Origin of the sequence: Pseudomonas sp. PAGU 2196 (assembly GCF_022179005.1) — a bacterium.
GTDB classification, from domain to species: domain Bacteria; phylum Pseudomonadota; class Gammaproteobacteria; order Pseudomonadales; family Pseudomonadaceae; genus Aquipseudomonas; species Aquipseudomonas kermanshahensis.
The window spans coordinates 304,366-322,447 of record NZ_BNTL01000002.1; the positions used below are offsets into that span (position 1 = coordinate 304,366).

The following is an 18,082-nucleotide window of genomic DNA, read 5'->3' on the forward strand; positions in this document are numbered from 1 at the left end:
TGGAAGCTTTGCGGCCCTTTCGCAGCACAAGGCTGCTCCTACAGGAATAGCGGTGCTCTGGAGCAGCCTTGTGCTGCGAATGGGGCGCAAAGCGCCCCCCCGCAATCGGAACTACAGCATCTTCTCCAGGCCAACCGCCTTGCTGATCCAGGCATTGAAGCGCCGCCAGAGCCCGCCGGGCTCTGCAGTGAGCGTGTGCAACTGGCCGTTGTCCTCGGTCACCCAGACCAGCTTGTCATTGGCCAGCCTGACCTGATAACTCAGCGCGGGCGCCATGCCCTGCACGGCCAGCTCGCGGGTGTATTCGGCCAGCTCCGGGCTGTCCACCAGCACCCCGACCTCGGTATTCCACAGCACCGAACGCGGGTCGAAATTGAACGAGCCGATGAACGTCTTGCGCCGGTCGAAGACGATCGCCTTGCTGTGCAGGCTCGAATCGGAGCTGCCACGGAAGCTCAGGCGCCCGGCGCTGGGGTCGCCCGGCTGGCGGCGCAGCTCGAACAGTTGCACGCCATGTTCGAGCAGCGCACGGCGGTAGGGCGCATAGCCGCCATGCACCGCTGGCACATCGGTGGCTTCCAGCGAATTGGTCAGCAGCCTGACCGACGCCCCGGCATCGGCACGGCCGGTCAGGTACAGCAACCCCGGCTCGCCCGGCACGAAGTACGCCGATACCAGGATCAGCTCCTTGTGCACGTTGGCCAGGTCCGGCGCCAACTGCTGGCTCAGCAGCAGGTGCGGGTCAGGCTCGTCATCGGCTAGCACCTTGCTCGGCGCATCCCACAGCACTTGGCTGTGGGCCCAGATCAGCTCGTTGCGCCAGATATCCAGGCGCGGCTGCGACTGGTACGCCATCAACCGGTCATACAAGGCCTTGCGCTGCGTCCGTGCCTCGGCCAGGGAAACCTCCAGGCGGTGGCGGCTGGCGCGCAGGTCGTCGGCATCCGGCAGGCGCCAGAGAAAATCCCCGATCGGCCGGCTCAGGGCGCTGTTCCAGTACTGGTCGAAACTGTGGCCAAGTTGTTCGGCCACCGGGCCTACGCCCAGCAAGTCGATGTCGGTGAAGTTGAGGTTGGGCTCGGCATCGAAGTACTCGTCACCCAGGTTGCGCCCGCCGACGATGGCCATGCTGTTGTCCACCAGGAACAGCTTGTTGTGCATGCGCCGGTGCTGGCGCGACAGGTTGAACAGGCGGCCTACGGCCCGCGTGGCGCCGGTGCTGCGCCCGAGGTGCAGCGGGTTGAAGACGCGGATCTGGATGTTCGGGTGGGCATCGAGGGTGCCCATGATGGTGTCCAGGCCATCGCTGGTGGTGTCGTCCAGCAAGATACGCACGCGCACGCCACGGTCGGCGGCACGCAGCAGCTCATGCACCAGCGCGCGGGTGCTGAGGCCGTCGTGGACGATGTAGTACTGCAGGTCGATGCTGGCCTGGGCGTTGCGGATCAGCTCGGCGCGCGCGCGAAACGCCTCGTTGCTGTTGGGCAACAGGCGAAAGCCCGAGCGCCCCTCATAAGGTGCCGCCTGGCGCAGCACTGAGCGGCCGAAGGCGGAATCGTTGGCCGGCAGCGCCTGGCTGACTTCGCGAGGGGCGCCGACGCTGGCACAGCCTGCAAGGCCGAGCAGTAGCGTCAGCAGAAGCGGCAGAGCTTGCTGCAATCTCAAGGTAAGCGCGTCCTGTACAGCAAAGGCTTAAGGGGTTGGACCGTGGAGGGCGGCGCAAAGTTACGCGCAGGCGTCGTCCTGATCCAGTAGACGAAGGGCGGTTTCACCCACGTTGCGCACGGCGGCCTCGATTGCCGGCGTAGGTTGGGCGGCGAAATTCATGCGCAGGCAGTGACGGAACTTGCCCGAGGCCGAGAAAATGCTGCCCACGGCAACTTGCACCCCCTGCTCCAGTAAAGCGCGGTTCAGCCGCAGCGTGTCGAAATGTTCGGGCAGTTCGACCCACAGCATGAAGCCCCCCTGGGGCCGGCTGACACGGGTGCCCGGTGGGAAGTAACGGGTGACCCAGTCGCTCATCACGTCGCGGCTGCGTTGGTATTGGCTGCGCATGCGTCGCACGTGGGGCTGGTAATGGCCGGCCTTGATGAAGTCGGCAATGGCCAGTTGCGGCTGGCTGGCGGTGCTGCCGGTGCTGATGTACTTCATGTGCAGCACCCGCTCCAGGTAACGCCCCGGCGCGACCCAGCCGATGCGCAGGCCGGGGGCCAAGGTCTTGGAGAACGAGCTGCACAGCAACACGCGGCCGTCGTCGTCGAACGACTTGAGGGTGCGCGGGCGCGGGTAGGTGTAGGCCAGGTCGCCGTACACATCGTCTTCCAGAATGGCCACGTCATAGCGCTGGGCCAGGCTCAGCAACGCCTTCTTGCGCGCCTCGGGCATGATGTAGCCGAGCGGGTTGTTGCAGCTCGGGGTGATCTGGATGAGCTTGATCGGCCACTGCTCCAGGGCCAGCTCCAGCGCTTCGAGGCTGATGCCGGTGACGGGGTCGGTGGGGATCTCCAGTGCCTTCATGCCCAAGCCCTTGAGGGTTTGCATGGCGCCATGGAAGCTGGGCGAGTCGACCGCGACGATATCGCCCGGCTCGCACACCGCGCGAATGCTGCAGGACAGCGCCTCATGGCAGCCGGTGGTCACCACCAGGTCGGCCGGGCCCAGGCGGCAGCCGGAGTCCAGCATCAAGCGGGCGATCTGCTCGCGCAGGGCCAGGTTGCCATGGATGTTGTCGTAATACAGGCCAGGCATGTCCTGGCGCCGGCTCAGTTGGGCGAGGCTGCGCAACAGCGGCTTGAGGGTCGGGCTGTTGACGTCGGGCATGCCGCGGCCCAGTTGCATCACGTCCTGGCGCGGGGTGCTGCGGACCAGCTCCAGCACCTGTTCCCACTGGGAAATGTCCACAGGGCGCTGGGCCGGGCGGCTGACGGCGGGCAGGGCAGGGAGGTGGCGGTGTTCGCTGACAAAGTAGCCCGACTTGGGCCGCGGCGAGACCATGCCGCTGTCTTCGAGCATGCGGTAGGCCTGCTGCACGGTGCTCAGGCTGACGCCGTGTTCCATGCTGAGGGCGCGCACCGAAGGCAGGCGCTGGCCGGGGCGATACAGGCCTTGCTCGATACGGGCGCCGAGCAGCTCGGCGAGGTTGAGGTAGAGCGTCACGGCATACTCCAGCGTCGCCTGCATACAGCGACCAGTACAGTTGCGCTGAAAATACAGCATTCACGCGTCGATTCGCCAATTCTGTATGGGAATAATAAGCCGAGAGTGGATCTGTATTGTCACCATTGCCAACGCGCATGCTTGCTCCACGGTATCAACTGAACGGGAGAACGCAGTGATGGGTGGCATGAGCGATGTGCGCTTGCAACTGATGGCCAAGGACCTGGAAGCCGGGCAGCGGGCCAAGGTCTTCAATGCGCCAGCGGGCCTGAGCCGTTGGGGGCTGATGGTGCATCGCTGGCATACCCGCAGGGCGCTGTTGCAGCTGACGGACGATGAGTTGCGCGATGTCGGGCTGAGCTGGGAGCAGGCCCGTACAGAAGGGCGCAAACCCTTCTGGAAGGCATAAACGGCCCAATTTGTAGGCACGGCAGCATTCAGACCAGCTCTTTCAGCCGGTGCCAGAGCATCCCCAGTGCCAACAGCGGCGAGCGCAGGTGCTTGCCGCCTGGGAAGGTGATGTGCGGCACCTTGGCGAACAGGTCGAAGCGCCCGCTTTGCTGGCCACTGATGGCCTCGCCCAGCAGGCGTGCGGCCAGGTGGGTAGCGTTGAGCCCATGGCCGGAGTATGCCTGGGCGTAATAGACATTCGGCTGGCTGGCCAAACGGCCGATCTGCGGCAGGCGGTTGGCGCCGATGCCGATCATGCCGCCCCATTGGAACTCGATGCGCACATCGGCCAGGTGCGGGAAAACCTTGAGCATTTTCGGCCGCATGTAGGCGGCGATGTCTTGCGGGTCGCGGCCGGAATAGTGGCAGGCACCGCCGAACAGCAGCCGGTGGTCCGCAGACAGGCGATAGTAATCCAGCGCTACACGCTGGTCGCACACGGCCATGTTCTGTGGCAGCAGTGTGCGCGCGCGTTCCTCGCCCAGAGGCTCGGTGGCAATGATGTAGCTGCCGGCGGGCAGCACCTTGCCGCCCAGCTCGCGGTTGAGGTCGTTGTGGTAGGCATTGCAGCACAGCACCAGCGTCTTGGCGCGGACCCGGCCCTGAGCGGTGTGCACCTTGACCTCAGGGCCATACTCGATGCGGGTGACTTCCGACTGCTCATACAGGCGCACGCCCAGGCGGCTGGCTACGGCCGCCTCGCCAAGGGCCAGGTTGAGCGGGTGCAGGTGGCCCGAGCCCATGTCGATCAGGCCGCCGACATAGCACTCGGCGCCGACCACGCTGTGGATATCGTCTTTGCCGAGCAGGCGCAGCTCATGCTCGTAGCCCAAGCTGCGCAGTGCTTCAGCATCTTCGGCAAAGCCCAGCAGCTCAGCAGGTTTATTGGCCAGGTCGCAGTAGCCCCAGGTCAGGTCGCAGGCGATGGCGTGGCGCTCGACCCTTTCGCGAACGATCTCCACGGCTTCCAGGCCCATCAGCTTCATGCTGCGCACGCCTTCTTCGCCGATCACCGGGAGGAACTGATCCAGGCCATGGCCAACCCCGCGGATGAGTTGCCCGCCGTTGCGCCCGCTGGCGCCCCAGCCGAGCTTGCGGGCTTCCAGCAGGATCACCGAGAGGCCACGTTCGGCCAGTTCGATGGCGGTGTTCAGGCCTGAATAGCCGCCGCCGACGATGCACACGTCGGCGCTGTGCTCGCCTTGCAGGAACGCGTGGTCGGGGTGGGGCGCGCTGCTGGCGGCGTAATAGGAGGCGGCGTGCTGCGCGCTGTGGATCATGGGGCAGGTCCTGGGCAGGAAAACAGAAGGGGGAGGATAAGCTGGGGTTTTGTGGTGGGGCAACTGGCCCAATCGCCGGCTTGCCGGCGATTGGGCCTATAATTCGACCTCGACCCTCATTGCGTACCCCGCCATGTCCTGCAACCGCCACAAGATCCACTTCCTGCGCGAGCTCATCCCCTCATTCGAGTGCGAGCCCGGTTGCCACGATTGCTGCGGCCCGGTCACCACGTCCACCGAAGAAATGGCCCGCCTGCCGCGCAAGACCGAGGCGGAGCAGGCCGCTGCGCTGGAGCACCTGGACTGCGTGCACCTGGGCCCCAATGGTTGCACGGTGTATGAAGAGCGGCCGATGATCTGCCGCCTGTTCGGCACTACCCCGCGCATGGCCTGCCCGCGCGGTCGCGGCCCGGAACAGATGATCGAGCCCGAGGCTGAGCAGCTCGTTCACCAGTTCATCGCCACCACCCGCCAAGTGCTGGTCTAGCCTCAGTCCGGAATCGGCAGGCAGAGGCTCTCTTTTACCTCCTCCATCACGATGTAGCTCTTCGACTCGCGCACGTGCGGCAGCTTCAGCAGGATGTCGCCCAGCAGCTTGCGGTACGAGGCCATTTCCGAGATGCGCGCTTTCACCAGGTAGTCGAAGTCGCCTGAGACCAGGTGGCACTCCAGCACATGGGGCAGCTTGAGTACGGCGCGGCGGAATTCTTCGAAGGTGTCGCCAGACTTGTAGTCCAGGCTGATTTCGACGAACACCAGCAAGCTGCCCTTCAGGTGCTGCGGGTTGAGCCGGGCGTTGTAGCCCATGATGATGCCCTCGCGCTCCAGGCGGCGGACGCGCTCGGTGCACGGGGTGGTGGAAAGCCCAACTTTCTCGCCCAGTTCGGTGAAGGAAATACGGCCGTCATTCTGCAGGATCCGCAGTATGTTGCGGTCGATCTTGTCCAGTTCACGCTTGCTCTGGTGCTGGGTTCTCATAGGGGATGCCCCTCCGTGAAAGGCAATATTGCCGAGAATTCTCGCCAAATATAGGCTTTTATATAGTGAATTGCACTGGTCTGTAATTTTTATACTGCGCGCATCCATGCCATTTCAACAAAAGACTGCGGTGCGCCGCGTGCGAGGGATCAACAATGCGAGTTCTGGTACTTGGTAGCGGTGTCATCGGAACCGCCAGTGCCTATTATCTGGCCCGGCAAGGTTTTGAAGTGACGGTGGTCGACCGCCAGCCAGCGGCGGCCATGGAAACCAGCTTCGCCAACGCAGGCCAGATCTCGCCCGGCTATGCCTCGCCCTGGGCTGCCCCGGGTGTGCCGCTCAAAGCCATCAAGTGGCTGCTCGAACGCCATGCGCCACTGGCCATCAAGCTCACCGGCGACGTCGACCAGTACCTGTGGATGGCACAGATGCTGCGCAACTGCACCGCCAGCCGCTATGCGGTGAACAAGGAGCGCATGGTGCGCCTGTCCGAGTACAGCCGCGACTGCCTCGATGAGCTGCGCGCCGAAACCGGCATCGCCTACGAAAGCCGCACCTTGGGCACCACCCAGTTGTTCCGCACCCAGGCGCAGGTCGATGCCGCAGCCAAGGACATCGCCGTGCTCGAACAGTCCGGCGTGCCTTATGAACTGCTCGACCGCGATGGCATTGCTCGCGTCGAACCGGCCCTGGCCGGGGTTAAAGACATCCTCGCCGGTGCACTGCGCCTGCCCAACGACCAGACCGGCGATTGCCAGCTGTTCACCACCAAGCTCGCCGACATGGCGCAGAAGCTGGGTGTGGAGTTCCGCTTCGGCCAGGACATCCAGCGCCTGGACTTTGCCGGTGACCGCATCAACGGTGTATGGATCGACGGCAAGCTGGAAACCGCCGACCGCTACGTGCTGGCCCTGGGCAGCTACTCGCCGCAGATGCTCAAGCCACTGGGCATCAAGGCGCCGGTCTACCCGCTCAAGGGTTACTCGCTGACCGTGCCGATCACCAACGCCGAGATGGCGCCAACGTCGACCATTCTCGACGAGACCTACAAGGTTGCCATCACCCGTTTCGACAACCGCATCCGCGTTGGCGGCATGGCTGAGATCGCCGGTTTTGACCTGTCGCTCAACCCGCGTCGGCGCGAAACGCTGGAGATGATCGTCAACGACCTTTATCCTCGCGGCGGTGACCTGAGCCAAGCCAGTTTCTGGACCGGCCTGCGCCCGGCCACCCCGGACGGTACGCCGATCGTGGGTGCCACAGCGTTCCGTAACCTGTTCCTCAACACAGGCCACGGGACCTTGGGCTGGACCATGGCGTGTGGCTCCGGTCGCCTGCTGGCGGACCTGATTGCACGTAAAAAACCGCAGATCAGTGCCGAAGGGCTGGATATTTCCCGGTATGGCAACAGCCGGGAAGTGGCCAAGCACGGGCAGACCGCGCCCGTTCACCAGTGATGTGAGTGCCTGTTCCGGCCTCTTCGCGGCTAAAGCCGCTCCCACAGGGATCGCATGAACGTGCAGTTTGTGCGGTCCCTGTGGGAGCGGGTTTACCCGCGAAGAATTGAACACTGTTTTTAAACTGAACCACCATAAGGCATGCCGCCATGCGTCCCGCCCGCGCCCTGATCGACCTCCAGGCCCTGCGCCACAACTACCGCCTCGCCCGTGAACTGACCGGCGCCAAAGCCCTTGCCGTGATCAAGGCCGATGCCTACGGCCATGGCGCGGTGCGTTGCGCCCTGGCGCTGGAAGCCGAAGCCGACGGCTTTGCCGTGGCCTGCATCGAAGAAGCCCTGGAGCTGCGCGCCGCGGGCATCAAAGCCCCCGTTTTGCTGCTCGAAGGTTTTTTCGAGGCCTGCGAGCTGGCGCTGATCGCCGAGCACGACCTGTGGTGCGTGGTGCATTCGCTGTGGCAACTCGAAGCGATCGAAAAGACCCAGGTGCACACGCCACTGACGATCTGGCTGAAGCTCGACAGCGGCATGCACCGCGTCGGCCTGCACCCCAAGGATTACCACGAGGCGTATCAGCGCCTGCTGGCCAGCGGCAAGGTGGCGCGCATCGTACTGATGAGCCATTTCGCCCGTGCCGACGAACTGGACGCCGACGCCACCGCCGAGCAGATCGCGGTGTTCGAGGCTGCGCGTCAGGGCCTGGCCGCCGAGTGCAGCCTGCGCAACTCGCCCGGCGTGTTGGCGTGGCCACAGGCTGGCGGCGACTGGGTACGCCCAGGCCTCATGCTGTATGGCGCCACCCCCTTCGAAGTCGCCCAGGCCGAGGCGCAACGCCTGCAACCGGTGATGACCTTGCAGTCGCGCGTCATCAGCGTGCGCGAACTGCCCGCCGGTGAGCCGGTTGGCTACGGCGCCAAGTTCACCAGCCCGCGGCCGACCCGTGTCGGTGTGGTCGCCATGGGCTACGCCGATGGCTACCCGCGCCAAGCCCCCAATGGCACCCCGGTGATGGTCGCCGGCAAGCGCGCCCAGCTGATCGGCCGGGTCTCGATGGACATGCTCTGCATCGACCTGACCGATGTGCCAGAAGCTAACGTCGGCAGCCCGGTAGAGCTGTGGGGCAAGCAGGTGCTGGCCAGCGAAGTGGCCGCGCAGGCCGGCACCATTCCCTACCAGATCTTCTGCAACCTGAAGCGGGTGCCGAAAGACTACTGCGGTGAGTAAGTGCGACGAATGAGACGCTGAAGCGGACAGCTTGAGGGGTGGTGTGTTGTAAATACTGAACGGCATTGCCATGATATCGTTCACATCCACCCCTATTTCTACCCGTTTCAGGAGGCTCCAGCTTTGGACGTCGGCGAACGACTGCAAGCCATCCGCAAGCTCAAGGGCCTGTCACAACGTGAACTCGCCAAGCGCGCGGGCGTAACCAACAGCACCATCTCGATGATCGAGAAAAACAGCGTCAGCCCTTCGATCAGTTCGCTGCGCAAGGTGTTGAGCGGCATTCCGATGTCGATGGTCGAATTCTTTTCGGTCGAACTGGCTGTCGAGAGCCCGACGCAGATCGTCTACAAGGCCGATGAGCTGATCGATATCTCGGACGGCGCGGTGACCATGAAACTGGTGGGCAAGTCGCACCCCAACCGGGCCATCGCGTTTCTCACCGAGGTCTACCCACCGGGTGCCGACACCGGCGCCGAAATGCTTACCCACGACGGCGAAGAGACCGGCATCCTGCTCGAAGGCCGGCTTGAACTGGTGGTCGGCAACGAGGTGTTCATCCTCGAAGAAGGCGACAGTTACTACTTCGAAAGCACCCGCCCGCACCGCTTTCGCAACCCCTTCGACGCGCCGGCCCGGCTGATCAGCGCGGCGACGCCTTCAAACTTTTGATCCAGCGCAGTGCATTGATTCGGCAATACCCCTTTCCTGTGTAGGGTCGTTTCACGGTCTCTGGGTTCCCGCTATACTTTTCAACGCTCGCCGACCCGTGGCCGCGAGCGTGATTAGCCACCATGAGGGTGTACGCGTGAACCAAATCAAGAAGATGCTGGCCGTACCAGCAGCCGTATTCGCCCTCTGGGCAATGAGCGCAACCGCTGCGACCAACGACGACATCGCCAAGCGCCTGGAGCCGGTTGGCCAGGTGTGTGTCCAAGGCCAGGAGTGCAAGGGCATGGAAGTGGCCGCGGCGGCAGGCGGCGGCGGTGCCAAGACGCCAGACGACATCATCGCCAAGCATTGCAATGCCTGCCATGGCACCGGCTTGCTCGGCGCGCCGAAAATCGGCGATACCGCCGCGTGGAAAGAACGCGCCGACCACCAGGGCGGCCTGGATGGCATCCTGGCCAAGGCCATTACCGGCATCAATGCCATGCCGCCTAAAGGCACGTGCGCGGATTGCTCGGATGATGACCTGAAAGGGGCGATCAAGAAGATGTCGGGGTTGTGAGTAACAGCTGAATTGCACGAGGCCCGCCGTTGATGGCGGGCTTTGTTTTTGTGCTGGCTGTGCCGGCCCTTTCGCGGGTAAACCCGCTCCCACACGGACCTCACAGTCTTTGAATGCTGCGGTGTACCTGTGGGCTTGCCCCGCGAAGAGGCCCGCACAGGCAACCAACAAGGCATGTCCGTGTCCAACCCCTGAACCCAGGGAAGACTCAGGAGGCCAAGATGCACCTCTGCGCCATCGATCAGGCTGTCGAGCAGGTCTTGTCACGCCTGCCGGCCCATATCCACATGGGCCTGCCACTGGGCCTTGGCAAACCCAACGCCTTCGTCAACGCCCTGTACGCCCGAGTGCGCGACCTGCCCGAACGTCGCCTGACGATTTACACCGCCCTCAGCCTCGGCCGCCCGCCACTGGGTGATGGCCTGCAGCGGCGCTTTCTCGAGCCCTTCGTCGAGCGTGTCTTTGCCGACTACGAAGAACTCACTTACCTCGCCGACCTGCGCAACGACTGCCTGCCCTCGAACATCCGCGTCGAGCAGTTCTTCATGCAGCCCGGCAGCCTGCTGCACAGCGAGACTGCCCAGCAGGACTACATCAGCAGCAACTACAGCCACGCCGCTCGCGACATCAACGCCAAGGGCCTGAACCTGATTGCCCAGCTGGTGGCTGCCACGCCAGAAAAGCCCGTGCACCTGAGCCTGGCCTGCAACCCCGACATCACCCTCGACCTGCTGCCGATGATCGCCAAGCGCCGCGCGGCCGGCGAGACCATTCTCATGCTCGGGCAGGTTCATGCCGAACTGCCCTACATGCCGGGTGATGCGGAGCTGAGCATCGACGCCTTCGACCTGCTGATTGACGAGGTGGAGCAACGTCGGCTGTTCTCTACGCCAAACATGCCGGTCAACACCCAGGACCACTGCATTGGCCTGCACGCGAGCACCCTGGTGCGCGATGGCGGCACCTTGCAGATCGGCATTGGCGCCATGGGCGATGCCGTGGCCGCCGCGTTGCTGGCCAGGCAGGGCGACAACGCTGGCTACCGGGCCTTGATGGATGAACTGGATGTCGGCCCGTGGCAGGCCCTGATCGAGCGCGAAGGGGGGCTGGATGCCTTCGCCCAAGGCCTTTACGGTTGCAGCGAGATGTTCGTCAACGGCCTGCTGGCGCTGGCCGAGGCAGGCGTGGTGCGGCGCCCGGCGGACGAGCAGGGCGTGCTGGTGCATGGCGGGTTTTTCCTTGGCCCGCGGGCGTTCTACCAACGCTTGCGCGAAATGCCGCTGGAGCAGCGCGCACGCTTTGCCATGACGCGGATCAGCTACATCAACGAGCTGTATGGCCAAGAGGAACTGAAACGCCGCCAACGTCGGGATGCCCGCTTCATCAACACCGTGTTCACCATGACCTTGCTTGGCGCGGGGGTTGCCGACCAGCTGGAGGATGGCCGTGTGCTCAGCGGCGTGGGCGGGCAGTACAACTTCGTCGCCCAAGGCCACGCGCTGGAGGGTGGGCGCTCGATTTTGCTGCTGCGCAGTTGGCGCGAGGCGGGTGGGCAGGTGACGTCCAACCTGCTCTGGCAGTACGGCCACTGCACCATCCCCCGGCATTTGCGTGACATCGTGGTAACCGAGTACGGCATCGCCGATTTGCGTGGGCAGACTGACAGTGAGGTGATTGCGCGGCTGCTGGCGGTCAGTGACTCACGCTTCCAGGGCGAGCTGATGGCGCAGGCCAAGAAGGCCGGCAAGCTGGCCAAGGATTTCGAGCTGGAAGCACGCTTCACTGACAATACGCCGGAGCGGCTCGAGGCCATCCGGGCACGGCATGCAGGGTTGTTTCCGGAGTATCCGCTGGGGACTGATTTCACGGCTGAGGAGCGGGACTTGCTGCGGGCGCTGAACTGGTTGAAGAGCAAGTTCAGGCTGAGCGAGGCGCTGGAGCTGGGCAAGGCCGCGCTGGATGCGCCGGGGCCGGAGGGGTATGGGGGGCAGCTGGTGCGAATGGGGTTGGATGACCCCCAGGGGCTGAAAGAAGAGATTTATCAGCGGTTGTTGCTGGCGGGGTTGGCGGCGACCGGGTGATAGCGGGGGCTGTTGCGCAGCCCTTTCGCGACGCAAGGCCGCTCCTACAGGGGGCTGCATTAACCCATGTGGGAGCGGCCTTGTGCCGCGATGGGCCGCAAAGCGGCCCCAATGGCCATCACTCGATGAAGCTGACCACACCGCCTTCCAGCGACTTCACCCGGGCCAGCGATTCAACGCGGTAGCCCTGGCTGTCCAGCTCGGCACGGCCGCCCTGGAACGACTTCTCGATGACGATACCCAGGCCGGCCACGGTGGCGCCGGCCTGCTTGATGATCGAGATCAGTGCCTGCGACGCCTTGCCGTTGGCCAGGAAGTCGTCGATCACCAGCACGCGGTCGCTGCTGTTGAGGTGGCGCGGCGAGATGGCCACGGTGTTCTCGGTCTGCTTGGTGAAGGAGTACACCGAGGCAGTCAGCAGGTTCTCGGTCAGGGTCAGCGACTGGTGCTTGCGCGCAAAGATCACCGGCACGCCCAGCTTCAGGCCAGTCATCACCGCCGGGGCGATGCCCGAGGCTTCGATGGTGACGATCTTGGTCACGCCGGCGTCGGCGAACAGGCGGGCGAACTCGTCACCGATCAACTGCATCAGCGCAGGGTCGATCTGGTGGTTGAGAAACGCGTCGACTTTAAGAACCTGATCGGAAAGCACGATGCCTTCTTCGCGAATCTTCTGATGCAGTGCTTCCACTGTGGTTTTCCTCGATGTAGCAAAGGTGGCCGCAACAGCGGCAACGGTTAAAGAGTAAGGGTTGATCAGCGTTTGAGCATTGCCCGAATATCGGCCAGTGCGTTGTTGCCACGCGCGGCCTTCACTTCGACGGGCGCATCGTCCAGGCCTTCCCAGGCCAAATCGTCCGGCGGCAGTTCGTCGAGGAACCGGCTCGGGGTGCAGTCGATGATCTCGCCGTACTGCTTGCGCTTGGCCGCAAAGGTGAAGGCCAGGGTCTGGCGCGCGCGAGTAATGCCCACGTAGGCCAGGCGGCGTTCTTCTTCGATGGTGTCGGCTTCGATGCTGGAGCGGTGCGGAAGGATCTCTTCTTCCATGCCCATGATGAACACGTAAGGGAATTCCAGGCCCTTGGAGGCATGCAGGGTCATCATCTGCACACCTTCGGCGTTTTCTTCCTCTTCCTGCTGGCGCTCGAGCATGTCGCGCAGCACCAGCTTGCCGATGGCGTCCTCGATGGTCATGTCACCCTCTTCGTCCTTCTCGAGGGTGTTTTTCAGCGCTTCGACCAGGAACCAGACGTTGCTGATGCGGAACTCCGCCGCTTTGTCGCTGGCGGTTTGCTGGCGGATCCAGTTCTCGTAGTCGATGTCGCGGATCATCTCGTGCAGCGCGGCGATCGGGTCATCCAGCGCCACCTTGTGGCGCACCCCGTCCAGCCAGTGCTTGAAGCGCTGCAGGCGCTCGGTGTAACGAGCGTCCAGGTGCTCGCCCAGGCCCAGCTCTTCGCTGGCGGCGTACATCGAGACACCGCGTTCGGTCGAGTAATTGCCGAGCTTTTCCAGGGTCGTGGAGCCGATTTCCCGGCGCGGCACGTTGATCACGCGCAGGTAGGCGTTGTCGTCGTCCGGGTTCACCAGCAGGCGCAGGTAGGCCATGAGGTCCTTGACCTCCTGGCGGCCGAAGAAGCTGTTGCCGCCCGAAAGGCGGTACGGCACCTGGTGGTGCTGCAGTTTCAGTTCGATCAGCTTGGCCTGGTAGTTGCCGCGGTAAAGGATGGCGAAGTCGCTGTAAGGGCGGTTGGTACGCAGGTGTAGGGTGAGGATTTCCATGGCCACGCGTTCGGCCTCGGCTTCCTCGTTCTTGCAGCGGATCACGCGGATCTCGTCGCCCACGCCCATCTCGCTCCACAGCTGCTTCTCGAACGCGTGTGGGTTGTTGGCGATCAGCACGTTGGCGCAGCGCAGGATGCGGCTGGTGGAGCGGTAGTTCTGCTCGAGCATGACGATCTTCAGGGAGGGGTAGTCCTCCTTGAGCAGCATCAGGTTCTCGGGCCGCGCGCCACGCCAGGCGTAGATCGACTGGTCATCGTCGCCGACCACGGTGAACTGGTTGCGCATGCCGATCAGCATTTTCACCAGCAGGTACTGACTGGCGTTGGTGTCCTGGTATTCGTCCACCAGCAGGTAGCGCACGCGGTTCTGCCAGCGCTCCAGCACCTCTGGGTGTTCCTGGAACAGCTTGACCGGCTGCAGGATCAGGTCGTCGAAGTCCACCGCGTTGAACGCCTTGAGCGTGCGCTGGTAGTGGGTGTAGACGATGGCGGCGGTCTGCTCGCGTGGGGTGCGGGCCTTTTCCAGGGCCTCGGGTGGGAGGATCAGGTCGTTCTTCCAGGCACCGATCATGTTCTTGATCTCGTCGATGCCGTCGTCGCCGGAATACTCTTTCTGCATGATGTCCGACAGCAACGCCTTGATGTCGGACTCGTCGAAGATCGAAAAGCCTGGCTTATAGCCCAGCTTGTCGTGCTCCTTGCGGATGATGTTCAAACCCAGGTTGTGGAAGGTGCACACCGTCAGGCCGCGGCCTTCCCCCGGGCGCAGCAAGGTGGCGACCCGCTCCTTCATCTCGCGCGCGGCCTTGTTGGTGAAGGTCATCGCCACGATGTACTGGGCACGGATGCCGCAGTTCTGGATGAGGTGGGCAATCTTGCGCGTGATGACGCTGGTCTTGCCGGAACCTGCACCGGCGAGCACCAAAAGAGGGCCGCCGACGTAGTCTCGGGCTTCCTGTTGCCGGGGATTGAGTCGGGACATGCTAGAAACCGGGGGTCGCCAGAAAATAGCCGCGCATTCTAACAGGCATGGGCCGGTAATGGCGCGACCGTCTGACGTCTGAGTCAGACTTTTATCAGCGCATAAGTATTAGTCAGGCTCATGCTATTCACCGAAAAAATCGTATTTGCCGGTTGGCCTGGTTTCGCGCACGATGCACGACGAAATGTGTCGTTGCCTACATATATAAAAGCGTAAATCATTTTCATTCATGCAGTGGCATACTTGGCCTCTGCCGTTGCACCCGCCCATGCCCTAAGGAGCCCGCTTGTCCACGCCTGTCGAACCGTTGCGTTTGCTGCTGTTGGCTGATGAGCCGGAATGGGCCGTGCTGTTGCGCGAGTGCGTGCAAGCACTGAGCGGCAGCGCGGTGTTGTTGACCGCACCTGACTGGGAGTCGGTCGACAGCCTGTTCAGCCACGACCGCCAAGCCGTGATCCTGGCCACCCCGGCCTTGCAGCCAGCCCCCGGCCGCTGCGAGCTGCCCACGGTCGTGCTGCTCGATCACGAGCCTGAAGTGGCGCCCACCGGGGTCAGCGACTGGCTGGTGCGTGACCACCTCAATGCCGATGCCTTGCGCCGCTCGTTGCGCCACGTTCGCGAGCGCGGCGTGCTGGTTGCCACTTTGCAACGCCTGGCCGAGCAGGACCCGCTGACCGGTATTGCCAACCGCCAGGGTTTCCAGGCCTTGCTGACCACCCGCCTGGCAGAGGGGGATGGCCGTGGCCTGGCCCTCGGCCACCTCGACTTGGACAACTTCCGCCACGTCAACGACGCGCTTGGCCATCAAAGCGGCGATCGGCTGATCCTGCAGGTGGTGGCACGGCTCAAGCTGCAACTGGAGGCCGGCGACCAGTTGGCCCGGCTGGGCAGTGACGAATTCGCCCTGCTGATTGATACCCGCCGCGACCCGAACCGCGCCGAGTGGATGGCCGAACGCATCATCGAAGCCTTGGCCGAGCCCTACTGGATCGACGGCGAAAGCCTGCTGCTCGGCTGCAGCCTGGGCCTGGCTCACGCCCGGGCGCAGGGCGGCGCCGACCCGCTGATGTGGCATGCGCACATCGCCATGCGCCAGGCCAAGGGTAGCCAGGGCTGTACTTTTCATGTCTTCAACGAACGCATCAACCGCAACGCCCGCAGCCTCGCCGACCTGGAAAGCGAGCTGCGCCGAGCCCTGCGCCGTGACGAGCTGGAGCTGCATTACCAGCCACGGCTGAACCTGGCCGATGGGCGCATCGTTGGCCTCGAGGCGCTGGTGCGCTGGCGCCATGCCGAGCGCGGCCTGTTGCCGCCCAGCGAGTTCGTGCCGCTGGCCGAGCAGAGCGGGCTGATCGTGCCGCTTGGCTACTGGGTGATATCGCGCGCGCTGCGTGACATGCAGGCGCTGTGCGAGCATGGCCTGCCGCCGCTGCACATGGCGGTGAACCTGAGCTTCAGGCAGTTTCAGGACAGCCAGCTGCTGACCACCCTGAGCCGGTTGATCATCGAGCACGGCGTCGATGCCCGCTGGCTGGAATTCGAGCTGACCGAGACGGCGGTCATGCGCCGCAACGAACGGGTGCGCCAGACCATGGATGCCCTTGGGCGCTTGGGCGTGCGTTTTTCCCTGGACGACTTCGGCACCGGCTTCTCATCGTTCGTGCACCTGAACAGCCTGCCGATCGCCTTGCTCAAGGTTGACCGCAGCTTTGTCGCCGAGATGGAAATGCGCGAGGAGAACCGCAAGCTGGTGCACGCCATGATCAACCTGGCGCATAACCTCAACCTCGAAGTGGTTGCCGAAGGTGTGGAAAGCGAAGCGCAGATGGCGTTGTTGCGTGAGTTCGGCTGTGACCAGGTGCAGGGGTTTTTGGTCAGCAAGCCGCTGCCGGTGGCGGAGTTGATGGCGTTTTTGCAGGACTGTGGAAGGCCGCATCTGGTTAGCCTGTAAAGCCGCTAGGGCTGCAAAGCAGCCCCGGCAATCACACAGGCAGTGCAGACCTGTCAGGCAAACCCGCCTTTCTCAACAGCCGTTTCATCCGCCATTCAAAGCCAAGGGTCAGCGCCACTGCCGCACAGGCCAGCCCCAACGCCAGCCCCCACCAGATCCCGACCGCGCCGCCTCCCAGGTTGAAGGCGAACAGCCAAGCGCTGGGAGCACCCACCAGCCAATAGCAGCACAGGCCTATCAGGAAGGTGGTCTTGGCATCCTTCAGCCCACGGATCGAGCCCATGGCGATGGTCTGCATGCCGTCGAACAGCTCGAACCAGGCCGCGACCATCACCAGTTGCACGGCCAGTTGGTAAATGGCCGCGAACGCGGGGTCGTTGCGGTCGATGAACAAGCCCACCAGGGCATCCGGCAGCAGCCAGAACAGCGCGGCGAAGGCGAACATGATCATCCCGCCAAAACCGATCCCCACCCGGCCTGCGCTGCGGGCCGCGAGCAGGTTGCCGCCGCCGTAGTACAAGCCCACGCGCATGGTCACGGCATAAGACAGCCCGGTGGGCACCATGAACGCCGTGGAAACGATCTGCAGCGCGATCTGATGCGCCGCCAGCTCCGTGCTGCCGAGCACGCCCATGCACAGCGCGGCAAAGGCGAACAGGCCCACCTCCACCATGTACGTGCCGCCAATCGGCAGGCCCAGCCGCCACAGCTCGCGCAGGGCCGGCAGGGAAGGGCGTGACAGGCCCTGGCGCAGCGGGTAGGCGGCATAGGCCGAATGCCAGCGGATGTACAAGGCCAAGGCAATCGCCATGCCCAGCGACACCACGGCAGTGACCAGGCCGATGCCCATCAGGCCCAGCTTGGGCAGGCCGAACATGCCTTCGATCAACGCAACGTTGAGCAGGTAGTTGAGCACCGTGCCTATCACGCTGATGACCATCACCGGCGTCGAACGGCCAAGCGCGCTGGTGAAGCCACGCAGGGCCATGAAGGTCAGGTAGCTGGGCAGGGCCAGCGGCAGCAGGGTGAGGAATTCGGCGGCCGAGGCGACGTTTTCCGGCTGTTGGCCAAACATCAGCAACACCGGCTCCAGGTTCCACAGCACCAGCGCCGCGACCAGCGCCAGGCCCCAGGCCAGCCACAGGCCGCTTTGTGCCAGGCGTGTGACGCCCTCGATGTCGTTGGCACCCTTGCGGATGGCCACCAGTGTGCCGACCGCGGCGATCACGCCCAGGCAAAAAATCGACACGAACGAGTAGCTCGCAGCGCCCAAGCCGCCGCCCGCCAAGGCTTGCGGGCTGATGCGGGCCATCATCAGGGTGTCGGTCAGCACCATCAGCATGTGCGCCAACTGCGAGGCGATCAGCGGCCCAGCCAGGCGCAGCAAAGCCTTGAGTTCGGTGGTAGGCGCTACATGCATGCGTGTGGTCCTTTTCCTGATCCCGTGAGCGAAGGGCGATTCTGAGGCTTTGGTCAGCTTTGCACAAAAGGATAAAAACGATCATTGGC

General features: G+C 63.9%; 15 protein-coding genes. 8 read left to right on the forward strand and 7 right to left on the reverse strand.

What is annotated here, in order from left to right; all coding sequences use genetic code 11:
* Positions 1-111: 111 nt before the first annotated feature.
* Positions 112-1,665: a phospholipase D family protein gene (locus tag MFF34_RS02870; RefSeq protein ID WP_238210128.1), complete on the reverse strand. Its 1,554-nt coding sequence runs from the start codon at positions 1,663-1,665 to the stop codon at positions 112-114.
* A gap of 60 nt (positions 1,666-1,725) precedes the next feature.
* The gene (locus MFF34_RS02875) at positions 1,726-3,156 is read right to left on the reverse strand and encodes a PLP-dependent aminotransferase family protein (protein WP_177323868.1); all 1,431 of its coding nucleotides are present in this window, start codon (positions 3,154-3,156) and stop codon (positions 1,726-1,728) included.
* Between the two features lie 178 nt (positions 3,157-3,334).
* Between MFF34_RS02875 and MFF34_RS02880 the strand changes: the two genes are divergently transcribed.
* The gene (locus MFF34_RS02880) at positions 3,335-3,565 is read left to right on the forward strand and encodes a DUF1127 domain-containing protein (protein ID WP_238210130.1); all 231 of its coding nucleotides are present in this window, start codon (positions 3,335-3,337) and stop codon (positions 3,563-3,565) included.
* A 28-nt stretch (positions 3,566-3,593) separates the two neighbouring features.
* Here the strand turns inward: MFF34_RS02880 and MFF34_RS02885 are convergent, their stop codons facing one another.
* Positions 3,594-4,886 (reverse strand): FAD-binding oxidoreductase, encoded by a 1,293-nt coding sequence (locus MFF34_RS02885; protein WP_238210132.1) that lies wholly within the window; start codon positions 4,884-4,886, stop codon positions 3,594-3,596.
* A 133-nt stretch (positions 4,887-5,019) separates the two neighbouring features.
* Between MFF34_RS02885 and MFF34_RS02890 the strand changes: the two genes are divergently transcribed.
* Positions 5,020-5,373 carry a YkgJ family cysteine cluster protein gene (locus MFF34_RS02890; RefSeq protein ID WP_027592171.1) on the forward strand — a complete coding sequence of 118 codons (354 nt, stop codon included), beginning with the start codon at positions 5,020-5,022 and terminating at the stop codon, positions 5,371-5,373.
* A gap of 2 nt (positions 5,374-5,375) precedes the next feature.
* On the opposite strand, the gene dadR is transcribed toward MFF34_RS02890, so the two are convergent.
* On the reverse strand, positions 5,376-5,864 hold the full coding sequence (gene dadR / locus MFF34_RS02895; protein WP_003258963.1) for a transcriptional regulator DadR: 489 nt from the start codon (positions 5,862-5,864) through the stop codon (positions 5,376-5,378).
* 155 nt (positions 5,865-6,019) lie between these two features.
* Here dadR and dadA point away from each other — a divergent pair, with 155 nt between their 5' ends.
* The 5 genes from dadA (at position 6,020) to MFF34_RS02920 (ending at position 11,856) form a co-directional block, all read left to right on the forward strand.
* Positions 6,020-7,321 (forward strand): D-amino acid dehydrogenase, encoded by a 1,302-nt coding sequence (dadA, locus tag MFF34_RS02900; RefSeq protein ID WP_027592172.1) that lies wholly within the window; start codon positions 6,020-6,022, stop codon positions 7,319-7,321.
* A 149-nt stretch (positions 7,322-7,470) separates the two neighbouring features.
* On the forward strand, positions 7,471-8,544 hold the full coding sequence (gene alr, locus MFF34_RS02905) for an alanine racemase (RefSeq protein WP_238210134.1): 1,074 nt from the start codon (positions 7,471-7,473) through the stop codon (positions 8,542-8,544).
* Between the two features lie 123 nt (positions 8,545-8,667).
* The gene (locus MFF34_RS02910) at positions 8,668-9,216 is read left to right on the forward strand and encodes a cupin domain-containing protein (protein ID WP_027592174.1); all 549 of its coding nucleotides are present in this window, start codon (positions 8,668-8,670) and stop codon (positions 9,214-9,216) included.
* Between the two features lie 154 nt (positions 9,217-9,370).
* Positions 9,371-9,775, forward strand: a complete 405-nt coding sequence (locus tag MFF34_RS02915) for a cytochrome c5 family protein (protein ID WP_033693936.1) — start codon at positions 9,371-9,373, stop codon at positions 9,773-9,775.
* A gap of 221 nt (positions 9,776-9,996) precedes the next feature.
* Positions 9,997-11,856, forward strand: a complete 1,860-nt coding sequence (locus MFF34_RS02920; protein ID WP_238210136.1) for an acetyl-CoA hydrolase/transferase C-terminal domain-containing protein — start codon at positions 9,997-9,999, stop codon at positions 11,854-11,856.
* Positions 11,857-11,974: 118 nt separating this feature from the next.
* Here the strand turns inward: MFF34_RS02920 and MFF34_RS02925 are convergent, their stop codons facing one another.
* Entirely contained in the window at positions 11,975-12,547 is a 573-nt protein-coding gene (locus MFF34_RS02925) for a xanthine phosphoribosyltransferase (protein ID WP_003253535.1), read from the reverse strand.
* Positions 12,548-12,612: 65 nt separating this feature from the next.
* Positions 12,613-14,622, reverse strand: coding sequence for a DNA helicase Rep (rep, locus tag MFF34_RS02930; RefSeq protein ID WP_238210138.1), 2,010 nt, complete (start codon positions 14,620-14,622; stop codon positions 12,613-12,615).
* Positions 14,623-14,908: 286 nt separating this feature from the next.
* Between rep and MFF34_RS02935 the strand changes: the two genes are divergently transcribed.
* Positions 14,909-16,573 carry a bifunctional diguanylate cyclase/phosphodiesterase gene (locus MFF34_RS02935; protein ID WP_238210140.1) on the forward strand — a complete coding sequence of 555 codons (1,665 nt, stop codon included), beginning with the start codon at positions 14,909-14,911 and terminating at the stop codon, positions 16,571-16,573.
* Positions 16,574-16,604: 31 nt separating this feature from the next.
* On the opposite strand, the gene MFF34_RS02940 is transcribed toward MFF34_RS02935, so the two are convergent.
* Positions 16,605-17,993, reverse strand: coding sequence for a NorM family multidrug efflux MATE transporter (locus MFF34_RS02940; protein WP_027592179.1), 1,389 nt, complete (start codon positions 17,991-17,993; stop codon positions 16,605-16,607).
* Between the last annotated feature and the right edge of the window lie 89 nt (positions 17,994-18,082).